Raw genomic sequence first — 17,480 nt, 5'->3', positions numbered from 1 at the left:
ACCCATGCTGTTTGAAATCACCATCGTTCTTGCCCTGATCCTGCTCAACGGGCTTTTGGCCATGTCGGAACTGGCCATCGTTTCCTCGCGGCCAGCGCGTCTGCGGGTGCGCGTCGATCGCGGTGATCATGGCGCGGCGGTGGCGGCAGAACTTGCCGCCGAACCGGGGCGGTTTCTCTCGACCGTGCAGATCGGCATTACGCTGGTCGGCGTGCTGTCGGGGGCGTTTTCCGGCGCGACACTGGGCCTGAGAGTCGGCACCATGCTGCGCGATGCCGGCGTCGGGGCCGGGGTTGCCGAGCCTCTTGGCGTGGCGCTGGTCGTCGTGGTCATCACCTACCTGTCGCTGATCGTGGGCGAGTTGGTGCCGAAACAGATCGCTTTGGCCGATCCCGAGGCCGTGGCCTCGCGCATGGCCCCGGCGATGAAGCTCTTGTCCAAGGTCTCGATGCCGCTCGTCTGGCTTCTGGACAAGTCGGGCAAGCTGCTGCTCGCGCTTCTGGGGCAGACCGGCAAGGGCGGCAGCGCCGTCAGCGACGAGGAGATCCGCATGATCATCGCCGAGGCCGAGGGCGCGGGGGTGATCGACAAGGCCGAGAACGAGATGATCCAGGGCGTCATGCGCATCGCCGATCGCAATGCCCGCGGGCTGATGACCGCCACGCACGAGCTGGAGATCGCGGATGTGGGCGAAAGCCGGGCGCAGATCCTGAAACGCTTCCGCGAGTCCGGCCGCTCGCGCCTGCCGCTGCGGGACGGCAAGCCCGATGACATCATCGGCGTCCTGCATAGCCGCGAGGTGCTGAACCTGCCCGCCGGGGCCGAGTTCGACTTGCGCGCGCTGGCGAAGCCCGCGCCAGTCATTCCCGAGGCGCTACCCGCCATGGCCGTGATCGAGCGGCTGAAGGCGGCGCCGGGTCACATGCTGCTGGTCTATGATGAGTACGGCCAGTTCGAGGGCATCATCACCGCGATGGACATCCTTGGCGCCATTGCCGGCGGTTTCGACGAAACCGACGATGACGAGCCGAAGATGGTCACGCGCGACGATGGCTCCTACCTGGTCGCGGGCTGGATGCCGGTCGATGAGTTTGCCGCGCGGCTGGGGCTGTCGATCGAACGATCCAGCGATTACGACACCGTGGCCGGGCTGGTGCTGGAGCGCGCGGGCGTCCTGCCGCGCGTGGGCCAGCATGTGACCGTCGATGGCTGGAAGATCGAGGTGGTCGACCTCGACGGGCGGCGGATCGACAAGCTGCTGGTCCAGCGCGCGGGTTAAAGCGGCACCTCGGTCGTCCGCTTCAACCGCCTCAGCGCGAAGATGGTCGAGGAGGCGGCGACGTTTTCGTGATCCAGCATCTGCTGCATCAGCGTGCCTTCCAGATCTGCCATGTCGCGCACCAGAAGATGCAACAGGTAATCCCAGTCGCCCGAGATCGAATAGATCGCCACCACCGCCGGGATCAGCTCCATCGCGCGCTGGAAACTGTCGCGCGCCGCCGTTGACTGCGCTTTCAGCCGGATCTGGCAGAACACATCCATGCCGCGCCCGACCGCCTCGGGGTTCACCAGCCGCACCGGCGGGCCGATGACGCCGGCATCCTCCAGCGCGCGCAATCGGCGCCAGCAGGTCGCCGAGGAGCTGTTGGTCGCCTTGGCCAGATCGGCCACGCTGCCCGAGGCATCGCGCTGCAGAATCGCCAGCATCCGCCGGTCAAGATCGCTGAGTTGATCGGTTTCGCTCATGATGCGGCATCATATGATACATTCATCTCAAAATACTACCGCAGATGACCAATACTGATGCGGATTTTTCAGGGAATTGCGGATAAACTGGTCGCAGACCCACCTTCAGCATCAGGCAGGCCACCGATGACCGACCAGACCCCGATCCTGCGCGATTACGAACTGTCCGACCGCTATACCAAGACCGAGGGCCGGGTGTTCCTGACCGGTACGCAGGCCATCGTCCGCATGGCGCTGGACCAGGCGCGGCGGGACCGGGCGCGCGGGCTGGACACGCGCGGCTATGTCTCGGGCTATCGCGGCTCGCCGGTGGGCGGGATCGACCTCGAGATCGGCAAGAACCGTAAGATCGTCGCCGAGGCGGGGGTCGAGTTCCTGCCCGCCGTGAACGAGGAATTCGGCGCCACCCAGATGATCGGCACCCAGCAGGTCGAGACCGATCCCGACAAGACCTGCACCGCCGTCTTCGGCCTCTGGTATGGCAAGGGTCCGGGGGTGGACCGGGCGGCCGATGCGCTGAAGCACGGCAATGCCTATGGCGCCTCGCCCAACGGTGGTGTGCTGGTGGTGGCGGGCGACGATCACGGTTGCGTCTCGTCCTCGATGCCGCATCAGTCCGATGTCGCCTTCATGAATTTCTTCATGCCGACCATCAACCCGGCCAATGTCGCCGAATTCCTGACCTTCGCCGAATGGGGATACGCACTGTCGCGTTTCTCGGGCATGTGGGTCGGCTTCAAGGCGATCTCGGAAACGGTGGAATCGGGCATGTCCTTCGCCCTGCCGGCGGATCGTGAGTTCACCACCCCAACGGACTACACCCCGCCCGCCACCGGGCTGCATTACCGCTGGCCCGACCTGCCGGGGCCGCAGATCGAAGAACGGATGGAGGCCAAGAAGCACGCGGCCCTTGCCTTTGCCCGCGCCAATCCCATTGACCGGGTGGAATGGGGCCATGACCATGCGCGTTACGGCATCGTCACCACCGGCAAATCGCATCTGGACACGCTCGAGGCGCTGCGGCTGCTGGGGATCGACCGCGCGCGTGCCAACGAGATCGGCATCGATCTCTACAAGGTCGGCATGGTCTGGCCGCTGGAGGGGCAGGGGGCGCTGCGCTTTGCCAGCGAGAAACAGGAGCTGCTGGTCATCGAGGAAAAGCGCGGCATCATCGAAAGCCAGCTGAAGGAACAGTTCTACGATTTCCCCGGCCACAAGCCCGAGCGCATGGTCGGCAAGCATGACGAAAGCGGCAAGCGGCTGATCCCCTGGACCCGCGAGCTGGGGGCGGTGATGCTGGCGCGGATCATCGCCGCGCGGCTGGACCACAATTTCCCGGGTCTCGGCCTGACCGAGAAGGCCGAACATATCGTCGCGCCGCCGAAGCTGATCGAGGTCGATGGCGCGACCCGCACGCCCTATTTCTGCTCGGGCTGCCCGCATAATACCTCGACCAAGGTGCCCGAGGGCAGCGAGGCCATGGCCGGGATCGGCTGTCACTTCATGGCCAGCTGGATGAACCGCAAGACCAGCTCGCTGATCCAGATGGGCGGCGAGGGCGTCAACTGGGTGGCGCGGTCGAAGTTCAACGGCAACAGGCACATCTTCCAGAACCTCGGCGAGGGCACCTATTACCATTCCGGTTCGCTGGCGATCCGGCAGGCCATCGCGGCAGGGACCAACATCACCTACAAGATCCTGTTCAACGATGCTGTCGCCATGACCGGCGGGCAACATGTGGACGGGCCGATCACGGTCGAGGCCATCGCCCGCTCGGTGACGGCGGAAGGGGCGAAGCGCGTGGTCATCGTCTCGGACCAGCCCGAGCAGTTCCGCAAGGGCGATTTCCCCGACGGCATCACCATCGAGCATCGCCGCGATCTGGACCGGGTTCAGCGCGAGTTGCGCGAGATCCCCGGCTGCACGGTGCTGATCTATCAGCAGACCTGCGCCACCGAAAAGCGCCGGCTGCGGAAACGCGGCAAGATGGAAGACCCGAAGAAATTCGCCGTCATCAACCCGCTGGTCTGCGAGGGCTGCGGCGATTGCAGCGTGGAATCGAACTGCCTCAGCGTCGAGCCGCTGGAGACGGAATTCGGCCGCAAGCGGAAGATCAACCTGAACAGCTGCAACAAGGACTTCACCTGCCTGAACGGTTTCTGCCCCAGCTTTGTCACCGTCGAGGGCGGGACGCTGAAGAAGGGTGCCGCCAAGGACAGCGCGGCTTACGAGCGGCTGAAGGCCAACCTGCCCGCGCCGGTCCTGCCCGAGCTGGGCGCCTCTTGGGACATCCTCGTCACCGGCGTTGGTGGCACCGGGGTCGTCACCGTGGGCCAGCTGATCGCCATGGCCGCGAACCTTGAAGGCAAGGGCGCGAGCGTGCTGGATTTCATGGGCTTCGCGCAGAAATTCGGCCCGGTGCTCAGCTATATCCGCATGTCGGCCACGACCGAGGGGGTGCATCAGGCGAAGATCGAACCCAGTTCCGCCGATGCGCTGATAGGCTGCGACCTGGTGGTCTGCTCGACGCCGAAAGCCTCGCTGACCTATCGCCCCGGCGTGACCCGCGCGGTGGTCAATACCGCGATCATGCCGACGGGCGACCTGGTGCAGAACCGCGATGCCGATCTGAAACCCGGGCAGCGGCTGCAGGCGATCGCGCAGACCGTCGATGCTGCGCGGCTGCGGACGCTCGATGCCAATGCGCTGGCCGAGGCGCTGGTGGGCGACACGGTCTTTGCCAATGTGATGATGCTGGGCGCGGCCTGGCAGGCCGGGCTGGTGCCGCTTGGCGAGGATGCGCTGATGCGCGCCATCGAGTTGAACGGCGTGAAGCCCGACCTGAACAAGGCCGCCTTCACCTGGGGCCGGATCACCATCCACACCCCCGATGCGGTGGAACGCATCGCCGCGCTGCCGGTCAGCCCGGCGCTAACGCTCAAGGTGATGATCGACCGCCGTGCCGCCTTCCTGACCGACTATCAGGACGGAAAATGGGCCGAGACCTATCGCGATGCCCTGACCGGCATCCGCACCGCCGAGGCCCGCGTCATGGGCGCCGAGGGCGCGCTGACCGAGGCGGCGGCCAAGGGCCTTTTCAAGCTGATGTCCTACAAGGACGAATACGAGGTCGCGCGCCTCCACAGCGAAACGGGCTTCCTCGAGGGCCTGAAAGACCGTTTCGAGGGAGAGTTCACCGTGAAACACCACCTCGCGCCGCCGTTCCTGCCGTCCGGTCGCGACGCCCGCGGCCGCCCGTTCAAGCGCGCCTTCGGTCCGTGGATCCAGTCGGGCTTCCGGCACCTCGCGAAACGCAAACACCTGCGCGGCACCCGTTGGGACATCTTCGGCTACACTACCGAGCGCCGGATGGAGCGCGCGCTGATTGGCGAATACCGCGACCTGCTGACCCGGCTGGCGGACGGCCTGACGGCGGAAAACCACCCCGAGGCCAGCCACATCGCCGCGATGGTGATGGAGATCCGCGGCTATGGCCCGGTGAAGGACGAGGCCGCCGGCAGGGTGCGGCGCGAGATCAGCGCGGCGATGGCGGGGTTCGGGCGGTAAACGGTCGCCCGGCGTCGGGCTGGCTGCGGGGTCTCACGCTGGAGCCGCCCCATCGCGGATCACCGAGGACCCCGCCCTCAGCCGCTCGATCACCAGCGCCACGGTCGGTTGGTCCTCGGCGCCCTGCAGCCAGGTGGCGCCGATCTGGCGGCGCATGGTGAAGCCCTCGATCCGCAGCGGGCCGATGCGCGAGGCGACATGGGGCAGGCGCATCTTCAACCCCGAGACGAAACTCAGGTGATCGCTGCCGGCGATCAGGTCCTCCAGGACGGCAATGGAGTTGGTTTCGATCTGGGCAATCGGCGCGGGCAGGCCACTCGCGGTAAAGGCCGCGTCAAGCCATTGGCGCATGGCGACACCGCGCGCGGGCAGCAGCCAGCTTTCGCCGGATAGGTCCGCGGCGGCGAGCGGCCGGCCCTGCAGGCGGTGGCGCAGCGAGGCGGCGATCCTGACCTGATCCTCGGTAATGACAAGTGTTTCGATGCCTCCCTCGTCCGGGCGGTCGATGACACCAAGCGCAATATCGATCTCGCCCTCGCGCAGCGCGGCGCGCAGCACGTCGTTCATGCCATTGATGACCGAGACCGAGATATTGGGGTGGCGCACCGATAGATCACTCAGGAAGCCGGGCAGAAAGATCGCTGCCATGGTCGCCGCCACGCCGAGGCGGATATGGCCATGCTGGCCGCGAGAAATCTCGGTCAATTGCCGCCGGATGATCTGCAACTGTTCGGTCATGCCCTGCGTGCGCCGGGTCAGGAACAGCGCAGCCTCGGTCGGTTCGATCCCGCGACCGGCGCGGCGGAACAGGGCTGTGCCGGTCTCCTGCTCCAGCCGCCGGATGGCCTTTGTGATGGCCGGGGCGGTGCGGCCAACCTCGTCGGCGGCGGCGGTCACGCTGCCGGTCCGGATGATCGCCTGCAGGTAGGAAAGGTCGCGCACATCCATATTGATAACCAAAATTCATCTGTAACTGAATATAACTGAATTTTTTGTTCACGCTACCTGTGAGATGAGCTTCGCCATGGAGGAGATGGCTATGCTGACATTCGCAGGTTTCTTGATGATCATCGTCTTTCTGGCGCTGATCATGACACGCAGACTTTCCGCCCTCGTGGCGCTGGCGCTGGTGCCCTTTGTCTTCGGGCTGGTGCTGGACCCGGCGGGTCTGGGCACGATGATGCTGGAGGGGCTGACCAAGCTGGCGCCCACCGGCGCGATGCTGATGTTCGGCATCCTGTTCTTTTCGATCATGACCGATGCGGGCCTGTTCGACCCGCTCATCACCCGGGTGATCCGCATCGCCAAGGGCGACCCGCTGAAGATCCTCGTGGGCACGGCGGTGGTCGGCACGGCGGTCGCGCTGGATGGCGACGGGGCCACGACCTACGTGATCTGCGTCACGGCGCTGTTGCCGATCTACAAGGTCGTCGGCATCCGGCCGCAATACATGGCGACGGTGCTGTTGCTCAGCATCGGGATCATGAACATCCTGCCCTGGGGCGGGCCGACCGCGCGGGCGGCATCAGCCATGCATGTCGAGGTCGCGGACGTGTTCGTGCCGCTGATCCCGGCGATGATGCTGGGCTTTGCCTATCAACTGGCCGTCGCCGCGATCTTTGGCCTGCGCGAACGCCGCCGGCTCGGGGTAATTTCCGAGGATGCCGTGGCGCATCTGATCACCGACCTGGAAAACCCGCCGGACTATCGCCGGCCCCGGCTGTTCTGGGTCAACCTCGGCCTGACGCTTGGTCTGCTCGTCTGCCTGATCCTCGGCCTTCTGCCGCTGCCCATCCTGTTCATCCTTGCGACGGCTGTGGCAATGGCAATCAACTACCCAACGCTCTCCGAGCAGAAGGCCCGGCTGGAAGCGCATTCCTACAATGTGGTCTCGGTCATCGGGCTGATCTTCGCCGCCGGCATCTTCACCGGCATCCTCGCAGGCACCGGCATGCTGGATGCCATGTCGGCGGGCCTGCTGGCGATCATGCCGGATGCGATCGGCCCCTATATGGCACCGGCCACCGCACTGTTCAGCGCCGTCGCCACCTATGCCGTCACCAATGATGCCTTCTACTTCGGGATGCTGCCCATCCTCGCCCATACCGCCGAGGCCTATGGCATCTCGGGCGTCGAGATGGCGCGGGCGTCGCTGATCGGGCAGCCGGTGCATCTGCTGAGCCCGCTGGTCGCCTCGACCTATCTTCTGGTGAACCTCGTCGGCGTGGAATACGGCGACAACCAGCGCGCCTCGATCCTCTGGGTGGTCGGGCTGGTGCTGGCCATGCTGGCCGGTGCGATCCTGTTCGGCACCATTCCGCTGCGGGGTGTGCTGTGATGGGCGCGGCGATGAAACCCCTCGCGGGCATCCGGGTGCTGGATCTGACCAATGTGCTGGCCGGGCCCTTCTGCTGCCATCAGCTGGTGCATCTGGGCGCCGAGGTGATCAAGGTCGAGGCCGTGGGCACAGGCGATCTGGCCCGCAATCTTGGCGCCGATCCTGACCTCAACCGGGCGGGCATGGGGGTGTCCTTCCTTGCACAGAATGCCGGCAAGAAATCGGTGACGGTCAACCTGAAACATGATGACGGCAAGGCGCTGCTGCGGCGGCTTGTGGAAACGGCCGATGTTCTGGTCGAGAACTTCCGCCCCGGCGTGATGGACCGGCTTGGCGTCGGCTACGAGGCGCTGAAAGCGGTCAATCCGCGCCTGGTCTACTGCGCCATCTCGGGCTTCGGGCAGGAGGGGCCATGGCGGGATCGTCCCGCCTATGACCAGATCATCCAGGGCGCATCGGGCATCATGTCGATCACGGGCGACCCGGACAGCGCGCCCTTGCGCGTCGGCTATCCGCTGGCCGATACCATCGGCGGGCTGACCGCCGCCATGGCCATCACCGCCGCGCTGAACGCGCCGGAACGCGGCGGTATGATCGACGTGTCGATGCTCGAGGCGGTGGTGGCGACCATGGGCTGGGTGGTCTCGAATTACCTGGTCGCGGGCGTGATCCCGACCGCCAATGGCAACGAGAACATGACCTCGGCCCCGTCGGGTGCGTTCCAGGCGCAGGACGGGCTGCTGAACATCGCCGCCAACAAGGACGAGCAATGGCAGGCGCTTGCCCGGCATCTCGGGCGCGAGGACCTGCTGACCGCGCCCGATTACGCCACGCGGGAATTGCGCAAGGCCAACCGCTTTGCGCTGAAGGCCGCGCTTGAAACCGTGCTGACGCGCCGCCGCGCCGAGGATTGGGCCGAGGAGTTGAACGCCATCGGCGTGCCTGCCGGGGCCGTTCTCACCGTGCCACAGGTGCTGGCCTCGCCGCAGATCGCGGATCGCGGGATGCTCGGCCATTTCCCCGACGCGCCGGGGGTGGGCCGCGACCTGTCGCTGGTGCGAACCGGGTTCAAGCTGAACGGCGCCGCCCCCGCCGTCGAGACGCCGCCGCCAATGCTCGGGGCCGACAATGCCGCGATCTATGGCGCGCTGGGGCTGGACGCAGACGACCTGCGCCGCCTTGCCGCTGCCGGAACCATCTAAGGAGGATTGGACATGGAAAACAGCACCGACCGGCAACTGGCCGAAGACTGGTGGCGGACCGAGATCATCCGCATGCAACCCGGCGAGATCCGCATTCGCGGTTATGCCATCGAAGACCTGACCGGCCGGATCGGCTTTGCCCAGATGGTCTGGCTGATGACCCGTGGCGAGCTGCCGACCGAGGCGCAGGCCCGGCTGCTGGAAGCCGCGATGGTTGCCGGCGTCGATCACGGTCCGCAGGCGCCCTCGATCGCCATCTCGCGCATGGCGATGTCCTGCGGGGCAGGGATCAACGGCGCCATGGCCTCGGCCGTGAACGTGCTGGACGATGTCCATGGCGGCGCGGGCGAGCAGTCGGTGGATCTCTATCACCAGATCGCCGCCGAGGGCGGCACGCCCGAGGAAGCCGCCGCCGCCGTTCTCGAACGCCGTGCCGAGGCGGGACAGAAATACGTTCCCGGCTTCGGCCACCGCTTCCACCCGGTCGATCCGCGAGCGCCGCGCCTCTTGGCGCTGGTCGATCAGGCGGTGCGCGATGGCACCGTCGATGGCCGTTTTGCCCGCATCGGTCGCGCTGTCGATGCGCATCTGCGCGCCACCAAATCCCGCCCGGTGCCAATGAACATCGATGGCGCGACCGCGGTGGTCTATGCCGAACTGGGCTTCGCCCCGCCGCTCTGCCGGGGCATCTTCATCCTGTCACGCTCCGTCGGCATCCTCGCCCATGCCTACGAGCAGTCCCTGCGCCCCGACCGCAACAAGGGACCGATCCCGCGCCAGTGGCTGTGGCGCTATGACGGGGCAGGGGATCGGGAGTTGGGGTAAATGGGAAATCCAACAGTGAGCAGGTCCGCGAACAGATCACAGTCCACTGCAGGTCGCAGATCAGCGCGCCCGCCGCTCAAGCTCGCGTGACGAAGCATGGCCGAAGGTCCAGCGATAGGCGGTGGGAAAAATTTTCTGCTGGCTGTAACCGACCAGCTGCTCGATCTCGGGCAGAGACAACAAGGACGAATTTAGCGTCTGCCACGCCACCTCCCTCTGCGCGCCGCGCAGCGAGGCAAAGACCGTCTCGTCTGTCACCCGCCGGAAGGCGAGGTTAAGCATGTTACGGTTGCCCGCTGCTTTGTGGCACGGGCACGACAGCGTCGGTGCCGCTGCAAGTTTGCCATCAAGTATCTCGAGCGGCGCACTGACGACCCGTTGCGCGTGGGCCAGCAACACCTCGTCCTCGGCACGGTGGCCGCGAACATTGTTGCGATTTGGTCTAGGCATTTGTTCGACATGGTCAGATAGCAGCTTTGGGTCAACTCCTAGCGAACGGTACTGATGCCCTGCATGATGGTGACCGCCCGCATGCGCAGGATCTCCGGCAGGGCGAGATTGCGCAGGAAATCCGATTTCGTCAGCTTCGCGCACAGATCTTCGGCATGTGCGGTACCGGTCGAAAGGCCCGGGTCAAAATTGCGCTCGGCGTTGGCGCAGATGCGCATGGTGATGATCTTTACATGCGGCGTACTATCGTACTGCAGATGGGCAGCGGTCGCGAGACTGTCGGACGACGGCAGGTTCACATTGGCCCTGATCCTGATCAAGGCGGCGCCCGCGAAAAGCTGAATCTGGCCCGGAAAGCGGAAGCGCTGCTCTATGCCATTCGCAACAGCGCCATGAATGAAAAGCTAAGACTTAGAAGCGAAATGCATAAAAATGATCTGGTGACTCTGGCAAGGCTGGATGTAGGGACCCGCTGCTGGCAGACATAGCCGTATGAGCGGAGTTGCGGCAAGCCGTATGGCAGGCATATCGGCGTTGTCCCACGTCATCAGGGTGCGAAGGTGAATGCCGTGCCAAATGCGCGGCCTCATGCACTTGCGCCTGACCCACAGGGGCGGGGCACAAGAATCTACCATCATTTCAACGATCTGTCGAGATTATGGCTCCGGCGGTAGGGATCGAACCTACGACCAATTGATTAACAGTCAACTGCTCTACCGCTGAGCTACGCCGGAACACGTGGGCCGTATAGCAATGGTGTCGGGGGGCGTCCAGAGGGATTGCGACAAAATTTTCAGTCTGCCGAAAAGCGCGTCTGCCAGGTGATTTCACCCTCGGGGCGGGCGGCGCCGAGGGTGCTCAGCGCGACCAGATGGGCGAAGACGTTGCGGGTCGCGGCGGGCAGAAGCTGGGGCGGCACGTCATAGATTCGCGCGGCCAGTGCGGCGGCGTCCGAGGGCGCGCCGTCGCGCAGGGCGGCGAGGATCTGGGCGGTGCGCTGGCGGCGATGGGCGGCCAGTTCGGCGAGGCGCGGCAGCGGCGCGTCGATGGCGGGACCATGGGCCGGGAAAAGACGCACGGGTGCCAGTGCGGTCAGCCGGTCGAGGCTGCGGAAGTAATCGGCCAGGTCGCCATCGGGGGGCGAGATCAGCGTGGTGGACCAGCCCATCACCACGTCGCCGCTGAAGGTCACATCGCCCCATCCGAAGCTGAGGTGATTGCCAGCATGGCCGGGGGTGTGGTGGGCGGTCAGGCTCCACTCGTCGCGGCTGACGGTCTCGCCATCGGCCAGCTGCCGGTCGGGGCGGAAGCCCAGGTCCAGCCCCTCGCCGCCGCCGGCACCACCCTCGGCCGCCAGACGCTGCATCACCGCCGAACGGCCGGCCAGCGCATCGCCGAAGCCCAGCACCTGCGCCCCGGTGGCGGCGGCCAGCGCCGGCACCCCTTCGGAATGGTCGCGATGGGCATGGGTGACGAAGATATGGGTGATGCGACCGCGCCCGGCGGCGGCGAGGATCGCCGCGCGATGGGCAGGCAGGTCGGGGCCGGGATCGATGACGGCGATCTCCTCGCGGCCCAGAAGGAAGGTGTTGGTCCCGGCTCCGGTCAGGGGCGAGGGATTGGGCGCGAGCACCAGCCGCAAGCCCTCGGGCAGATCCTCGGAGCGGGGCGGCTGTGGCAGGGACGCGGCGTCTGCGGCGGGCGGGGCTTTCGCATCTTGGCTCATGACGCTAGCCTAGCGGCGTTCAGGCAGGGTTTCCATGGCATTCGGCCCCGATTTCAGCTGGCTCAAGCGCTTCTTCCCGCGCGGTCTCTATGGCCGCGCAGCACTGATCCTGTTCCTGCCGGTGGTCACGGTGACGCTGGTGGTCAGCGTCATGTTCCTGCAGCGCCATTTCGACGGGGTGACCCGGCAGATGACCGCCAGCATGGCGCGCGAGCTGGGCTTTGTCGCCGCGCGGGTCGAGCAGGCCGTGAACGCCCCGGCGGCGCTGCTGGCGGGCCAGGCGGTGGCCGTGCCGCTGGGGCTTTCGGTTGACCTTCCGGCCGCGCCGAACATCGACGATGACCGGATCTTCTACGATTTCTCGGGGCGGGTGGTGATCGAGGAATTGCGCCACACCCTGCCGCAGGTGATGGGAATCGATCTTGCAAGCGACGAGAAGCGGGTGCGGATCACCATGAACGGCCCGTTCGGGCCCTATCTCCTGTCCTTCGATCGCAGCCGGGTCAGTGCCTCGAACCCGCATCAGCTGCTGGTGCTGATGCTGTTCACCTCGCTTCTGATGTCGGGGATCGCCACGATCTTCCTGCGCAACCAGCTGAGGCCGATCAAGCGACTGGCGCGGGCGGCCGAGGAATATGGCAAGGGCCGGGTGGTGCCCTATCGCGCGGTCGGTGCGACCGAGGTGCGCAGCGCCGGCACCGCCTTCCTGGACATGCGTAACCGGCTCGAGCGCAGCAACGAGCAGCGCAAGCTGATGCTGTCGGGGATCAGCCATGACCTGCGCACGCCGCTGACACGGCTGCGGCTGGGGCTGTCGATGCTGTCGCCCGACCTGCCGACCGACCAGCCCGAGATCGACGCGATGACCGCCGATGTCGACGAGATGAGCCGGATGGTGGGGGCCTTCCTCGATTACTCACGCGACGAGGCGCAGGAGGGGCCGCCGGTCGCCACCGAGGCCTTGCCCTTCCTGCGCGGGCTGGTGGCGGATGCGCAGCGGGCCGGGCAGAAAGTCCGGCTGGCCGGAGTCGAGGGTCCCGAGGATGGTCGCGTCACCTTCCGCCCCGACATGCTGCGCCGGGCGATCGAGAACCTGATCGGCAATGCCGTGCGCTATGGCGACCATGCCGAGGTCGATGCCGCGCTGGCCCCGCGCAGCCTGCGCATCAGCGTCGAGGATGACGGCCCGGGCATTCCCGAACTGCAGATGGACGAAGCCATGCGGCCCTTCACCCGGCTGGACCCGTCGCGGAACCAGAACCGGGGGCAGGGGGTGGGGCTGGGCCTCTCGATCGCGGCGGATGTGGCGCGCGCGCATGGCGGGCAATTGCGGCTGGTACGGGGGGTGCGGCTTGGCGGGCTGCGGGCCGAGATCGTGATTCCGCGGTGAATGCAGGCAAGTGTCACCGCGCGCGGCAGCAAGCACCGGCTGCGGCATCTTTGCAGGGTCACGGCGCAGAAGGCGCTTGGGGACCGGGCCGGGATGGCGCATATTGAACCCCATAAGACCGGCCCCTAGATTAAGGGTCGCAGGGATCGCGCGCCGCCAATCATGGGGCCGGGATCTCGGGCAGGAAAGGACTGATCATGAACGAATTCACTCAAGAGACTCATCCGGTATTGCCGCTGCGCGATATCGTGGTGTTTCCGCATATGATCGTGCCCTTGTTCGTGGGGCGCGAGAAATCGGTCCGGGCGCTGGAATCCGTGATGGAGGCCGACCGGCCGATCCTTCTGGCCGCGCAAAAGGATGCCTCGGTCGATGAGCCCGCCGAGGATGGCATCTACCGCACCGGCGTTCTGGCCAATGTGCTGCAACTGTTGAAACTGCCGGACGGCACCGTGAAGGTGCTGGTCGAGGGCCGCAGCCGCGTGCGCATCACCGGCTTTGTGCCGAATGATGATTACTTCGAAGCCACCGCCGAGCCGCTGGAACAGCAGCCGGGCGACACCGATACGGTAACCGCCCTGACCCGCGCCGTGACCGAGGAGTTCGAGCGTTACGTGAAGGTGCGCAAGAACATCCCCGAAGAGGTCGTCACCGCCGTTGCCGAGGCGCGCGAACCCGCGCGGCTGGCCGATCTGGTCAGCGGCCATATGGGCGTCGAGATCGACAAGAAGCAGGACCTCTTGGAAACGCTGGATGTCGGTGCGCAGCTGGAGAAGGTCTATGGCCTGATGCAGGGCGAGATGTCGGTTCTGCAGGTCGAGAAGAAGATCAAGTCGCGCGTCAAGACCCAGATGGAGAAGACCCAGCGCGAATACTACCTGAATGAGCAGATGAAGGCCATTCAGAAGGAGCTGGGCGACGGCGAGGACGGCCAGAACGAGATCGCGGAACTGGAAGAGAAGATCGAGAACACGAAATTCTCGAAGGAAGCCCGCGACAAGGCCAATGCCGAGCTGAAGAAGCTGAAGTCGATGTCGCCGATGTCGGCCGAAGCCACGGTCAGCCGCAACTACCTCGACTGGCTTCTGAGCCTGCCCTGGGGCGTGAAGTCGCGCACCAAGAAGGATCTGGCCCGTGCCGAGGCGGTGCTGGACGCCGATCATTATGGTCTGGAAAAGGTCAAGGAGCGGATCGTCGAATACCTGGCGGTGCAGAATCGCAGCCAGAAGCTGAAAGGCCCGATCCTCAGCCTCGTCGGCCCTCCGGGTGTCGGCAAGACCTCGCTGGGGCGGTCGCTCGCCAAGGCGACGGGTCGTGAATTCATCCGCATCTCGCTGGGCGGCGTGCGCGACGAATCCGAGATCCGCGGCCACCGGCGGACCTATATCGGCTCGATGCCCGGCAAGATCATCCAGGCGCTGAAGAAGGCCAAGACCACGAACCCGCTGATCCTGTTCGACGAGATCGACAAGATGGGGCAGGATTTCCGCGGTGACCCGGCTTCGGCGATGCTGGAGGTTCTGGATCCCGAACAGAACTCGACCTTTGTGGACCACTATCTCGAGGTGGAATACGACCTGTCGGACGTGATGTTCGTGACCACGGCCAACAGCTACAACATGCCGGGGCCGCTGCTCGATCGGATGGAGATCATCCCGCTGGCCGGCTATACCGAGGACGAAAAGCGCGAGATCGCGCGCCGTCACCTGCTGCCCAAGCAGATCAAGGCGAACGGGCTGCGCAAGGGCGAGTTCTCGGTCACCGACGAGGCGCTGAACCATGTCATCCGCTATTACACGCGGGAGGCCGGGGTGCGCTCGCTCGAGCGTGAGATCGCCAAGCTGGCCCGCAAGTCGGTAACCGAGATCCTCAAGGGCAAGACCAAGTCGGTCGACGTGACGCCCGAGAAGGTCGAGGAATACCTGGGCGTGCGACGTCACCGCTTCGGTCTGGCCGAGAAAGAGGACCAGGTCGGCGTGGTCACGGGTCTGGCCTGGACGCAGGTCGGCGGCGATCTGTTGCAGATCGAGGCGTTGCGCCTGCCGGGCAAGGGCCGGATGAAGACGACCGGGAAACTGGGCGATGTGATGAAGGAATCGATCGACGCGGCCTCGAGCTTCGTGCGTTCGATCTCGCCGGAACTGGGCATCCGTCCGCCGGAATTCGAGAAACGGGACATCCACGTCCACGTTCCCGAAGGCGCGACCCCCAAGGATGGTCCTTCCGCTGGTCTCGCCATGGTCACCTCGATCGTGTCGGTGCTGACCCAGATCCCCGTCCGCAAGGACGTGGCGATGACGGGCGAGGTCACGCTGCGCGGCAATGCGCTGGCCATCGGCGGCCTGAAGGAAAAGCTGCTGGCGGCGCTGAGGGGTGGCATCAAGACCGTGCTGATCCCGGCCGATAACGAGAAGGACCTGGCCGAGATCCCGGCCAACGTGAAGGAAGGCATGACCATCATTCCTGTCAGCAATGTCCGCGAGGTGCTGAAACACGCGCTGGTGCGGATGCCCGAGCCGGTTGAATGGGACGAGGCCGCTGAAGAAGCGGCCGCCGAGGCCGCGCGTCTGGCTGCGCGCCAGGAAGGTGGCGACACCTCGGGCTCTGCCGTCGCTCACTGATCTTGAACCAGGCAAAATAACGGGGCCGCCTTCGGGCGGCCCTTTTTTATGTTGTCCAGAATATATGTTTTGATAAACTTTCCACTGGAAGGTTTTGTACCGATTTGTAGATAAATAATTAAATTATCCCTTGGCATTCCAACCGTAGCCGGCAGGAAATGGAAAGAACGTATGGCGAGAACGCCGAAATCCGACACTGGTGACGAAGCCCAATTCGAGGCGGAATCTCCCCGGGCTGCGCGGGTGGTGCAGAAGCGGGAATTCGTGGATCGCGTGGTCGAGGCGACCGGCGCCAAGAAGGGCGATGTGAAGCCCATCGTCGAGGCGACCCTTGACCAGTTGGGCCGCGCCTTTGCCTCGGGCGAGACGCTGGTGGTCAATCCCTTCGGCCGGGCGCGGGTCAGCATGCGCAAGAGCAATGGCAAGGGCAGCGAGGTCATCAACTTGCGCCTGCGCCGCCGCGGCGACGGCGCCGACAGCGACGAGGACTGACCGCAACCGGCCCATCGACGCGGGGCGCAGAGTACGGGACGAAAAGCTGTCCGAATGCCTCTTGCATCGGAGGGAACGCGCCGCTACATAGCCGCCCACGGGTGATTAGCTCAGTGGTAGAGCGCTTCGTTCACATCGAAGATGTCAGCGGTTCAAATCCGTTATCACCCACCATTCTTTCACGAAACAGACACTGTTTCGCGGGCCGGCCGAAAGGCCGGCCTTTTGCATTCGGGTGGAGCGGGCGGATCACCGGGGCATGGCCGGGATTATCGTTGACGGCGGGATATGCGTCGACCTTTTGCCCATATCCGCAGCGCGTTGCCTTGCGGAGTGATTGACCCGCGCCGACCGATCCGGCAAGCAGGCGGGCGGGATGGCACCGGGCCATGCCCTCACGTCATGCGGACAGGCCGATGTATCCCGATCTCTATCTCATGCGCCATGGCCAGACAGTGTGGAATGCCGAAGGCCGGATGCAGGGCAGGCTCGACTCGCCGCTGACCGATCTGGGCATCGCGCAGGCAGAGGCGCAGGCGCGGCTCATCGCGGGCGTCGAGGCCGCGCGCTTTGCCAGCCCGCAGGGACGGGCGCTGCAGACCGCGCGCATCGTCTTTGACGGCCAGCCCTTCGTAAGCGACGCGCGGCTGGCCGAGATCGACATCGGCGAATTCAGCGGCCGGCGTTACCCCGATCTCGCCGCCGAACACCCGGCGCTGTTCGAACTGGATGGCTTTGGCTGGTATGACCACGCCCCGGGCGGCGAGGGGTTCGCGGGCCTCATGACCCGCGCCCGCAGCTTCCTGGACAGCCTGACCGGCCCGTCGCTGATCATCACCCATGGCATCACGCTCAGGATGCTGCGGCTGATCGCCATGGGCTGGGACATGTCGCGCTTCGAGGAACTGGCCCAGCATCAGGGCGCGGTGCAAGTCGTCCGCGCCGGCTGCCACGAGATCTGGCGCGAAGGCTGACCCTTCGCCCTTGCCCCGCCCTCCGGGCCGCGCTAAGACGCCCTCCGTGGGGCGGTTAGCTCAGCTGGTAGAGCGTTTCGTTTACACCGAAAATGTCGGGGGTTCGAGCCCCTCACCGCCCACCATTTTCCAACATGCACCGCGATCCC

The 17,480-nt window shown here is 65.5% G+C and carries 15 protein-coding genes and 3 tRNA genes; 12 read left to right on the top strand and 6 right to left on the bottom strand.

What is annotated here, in order from left to right; translation table 11 throughout:
- Window positions 1–4: 4 nt before the first annotated feature.
- On the top strand, window positions 5–1,279 hold the full coding sequence (locus CX676_RS05735; protein WP_101751762.1) for a hemolysin family protein: 1,275 nt from the start codon (window positions 5–7) through the stop codon (window positions 1,277–1,279).
- Here the strand turns inward: CX676_RS05735 and CX676_RS05730 are convergent.
- The gene (locus tag CX676_RS05730) at window positions 1,276–1,746 is read right to left on the bottom strand and encodes an Lrp/AsnC family transcriptional regulator (RefSeq protein WP_101751761.1); all 471 of its coding nucleotides are present in this window, start codon (window positions 1,744–1,746) and stop codon (window positions 1,276–1,278) included. The genes CX676_RS05735 and CX676_RS05730 overlap by 4 nt on opposite strands.
- A 126-nt stretch (window positions 1,747–1,872) precedes the next feature.
- On the opposite strand from CX676_RS05730, the gene CX676_RS05725 reads away from it, so the two are divergent.
- Complete coding sequence (locus tag CX676_RS05725) at window positions 1,873–5,313, top strand: indolepyruvate ferredoxin oxidoreductase family protein (protein ID WP_101751760.1); 3,441 nt, start codon at window positions 1,873–1,875, stop codon at window positions 5,311–5,313.
- 33 nt (window positions 5,314–5,346) lie between these two features.
- Here the strand turns inward: CX676_RS05725 and CX676_RS05720 are convergent, their stop codons facing one another.
- Complete coding sequence (locus tag CX676_RS05720; protein WP_101751759.1) at window positions 5,347–6,261, bottom strand: LysR family transcriptional regulator; 915 nt, start codon at window positions 6,259–6,261, stop codon at window positions 5,347–5,349.
- A 91-nt stretch (window positions 6,262–6,352) separates the two neighbouring features.
- Between CX676_RS05720 and CX676_RS05715 the strand changes: the two genes are divergently transcribed.
- From CX676_RS05715 to CX676_RS05705, 3 genes are read left to right on the top strand one after another with little or no spacing between them, the layout of a single operon-like run.
- Window positions 6,353–7,651, top strand: a complete 1,299-nt coding sequence (locus tag CX676_RS05715; protein WP_101754166.1) for a CitMHS family transporter — start codon at window positions 6,353–6,355, stop codon at window positions 7,649–7,651.
- 11 nt (window positions 7,652–7,662) lie between these two features.
- Window positions 7,663–8,853, top strand: coding sequence for a CaiB/BaiF CoA transferase family protein (locus CX676_RS05710; protein WP_101754165.1), 1,191 nt, complete (start codon window positions 7,663–7,665; stop codon window positions 8,851–8,853).
- 12 nt (window positions 8,854–8,865) lie between these two features.
- Window positions 8,866–9,678: a citryl-CoA lyase gene (locus CX676_RS05705; protein ID WP_101751758.1), complete on the top strand. Its 813-nt coding sequence runs from the start codon at window positions 8,866–8,868 to the stop codon at window positions 9,676–9,678.
- A 60-nt stretch (window positions 9,679–9,738) separates the two neighbouring features.
- Here CX676_RS05705 and CX676_RS05700 read toward each other — a convergent pair whose 3' ends face one another.
- Together CX676_RS05700 and CX676_RS05695 are read right to left on the bottom strand one after the other, a co-directional pair.
- Window positions 9,739–10,074, bottom strand: coding sequence for a hypothetical protein (locus CX676_RS05700; RefSeq protein WP_157935852.1), 336 nt, complete (start codon window positions 10,072–10,074; stop codon window positions 9,739–9,741).
- Window positions 10,075–10,166: 92 nt separating this feature from the next.
- A complete protein-coding gene (locus CX676_RS05695; protein WP_101751756.1) occupies window positions 10,167–10,346 on the bottom strand; it encodes a hypothetical protein in 180 nt (59 codons plus the stop codon).
- A gap of 15 nt (window positions 10,347–10,361) precedes the next feature.
- Between CX676_RS05695 and CX676_RS22475 the strand changes: the two genes are divergently transcribed.
- Entirely contained in the window at window positions 10,362–10,616 is a 255-nt protein-coding gene (locus CX676_RS22475) for a hypothetical protein (RefSeq protein WP_157935851.1), read from the top strand.
- A gap of 171 nt (window positions 10,617–10,787) precedes the next feature.
- Here CX676_RS22475 and CX676_RS05690 read toward each other — a convergent pair.
- Both CX676_RS05690 and CX676_RS05685 read right to left on the bottom strand, forming a co-directional pair.
- Window positions 10,788–10,862 (bottom strand) — tRNA-Asn (locus CX676_RS05690).
- Window positions 10,863–10,921: 59 nt separating this feature from the next.
- The gene (locus tag CX676_RS05685; protein ID WP_101751755.1) at window positions 10,922–11,854 is read right to left on the bottom strand and encodes an MBL fold metallo-hydrolase; all 933 of its coding nucleotides are present in this window, start codon (window positions 11,852–11,854) and stop codon (window positions 10,922–10,924) included.
- 34 nt (window positions 11,855–11,888) lie between these two features.
- On the opposite strand from CX676_RS05685, the gene CX676_RS05680 reads away from it, so the two are divergent.
- The 6 genes from CX676_RS05680 (at window position 11,889) to CX676_RS05655 (ending at window position 17,456) form a co-directional block, all read left to right on the top strand.
- A complete protein-coding gene (locus tag CX676_RS05680) occupies window positions 11,889–13,244 on the top strand; it encodes an ATP-binding protein (RefSeq protein ID WP_101751754.1) in 1,356 nt (451 codons plus the stop codon).
- Window positions 13,245–13,441: 197 nt separating this feature from the next.
- Window positions 13,442–15,865 (top strand): endopeptidase La, encoded by a 2,424-nt coding sequence (lon, locus tag CX676_RS05675; protein ID WP_101751753.1) that lies wholly within the window; start codon window positions 13,442–13,444, stop codon window positions 15,863–15,865.
- Between the two features lie 171 nt (window positions 15,866–16,036).
- A complete protein-coding gene (locus tag CX676_RS05670; protein WP_101751752.1) occupies window positions 16,037–16,357 on the top strand; it encodes an HU family DNA-binding protein in 321 nt (106 codons plus the stop codon).
- A 99-nt stretch (window positions 16,358–16,456) separates the two neighbouring features.
- Window positions 16,457–16,531: transfer RNA gene (locus CX676_RS05665), tRNA-Val, on the top strand.
- A gap of 242 nt (window positions 16,532–16,773) precedes the next feature.
- The gene (locus CX676_RS05660) at window positions 16,774–17,331 is read left to right on the top strand and encodes a histidine phosphatase family protein (protein ID WP_232816593.1); all 558 of its coding nucleotides are present in this window, start codon (window positions 16,774–16,776) and stop codon (window positions 17,329–17,331) included.
- Window positions 17,332–17,380: 49 nt separating this feature from the next.
- Window positions 17,381–17,456: transfer RNA gene (locus CX676_RS05655), tRNA-Val, on the top strand.
- Window positions 17,457–17,480 lie beyond the last annotated feature (24 nt).

The organism is Paracoccus zhejiangensis, assembly GCF_002847445.1.
Lineage (GTDB): Bacteria > Pseudomonadota > Alphaproteobacteria > Rhodobacterales > Rhodobacteraceae > Paracoccus > Paracoccus zhejiangensis.
This window is presented reverse-complemented; position numbering and strand designations above follow the sequence as displayed.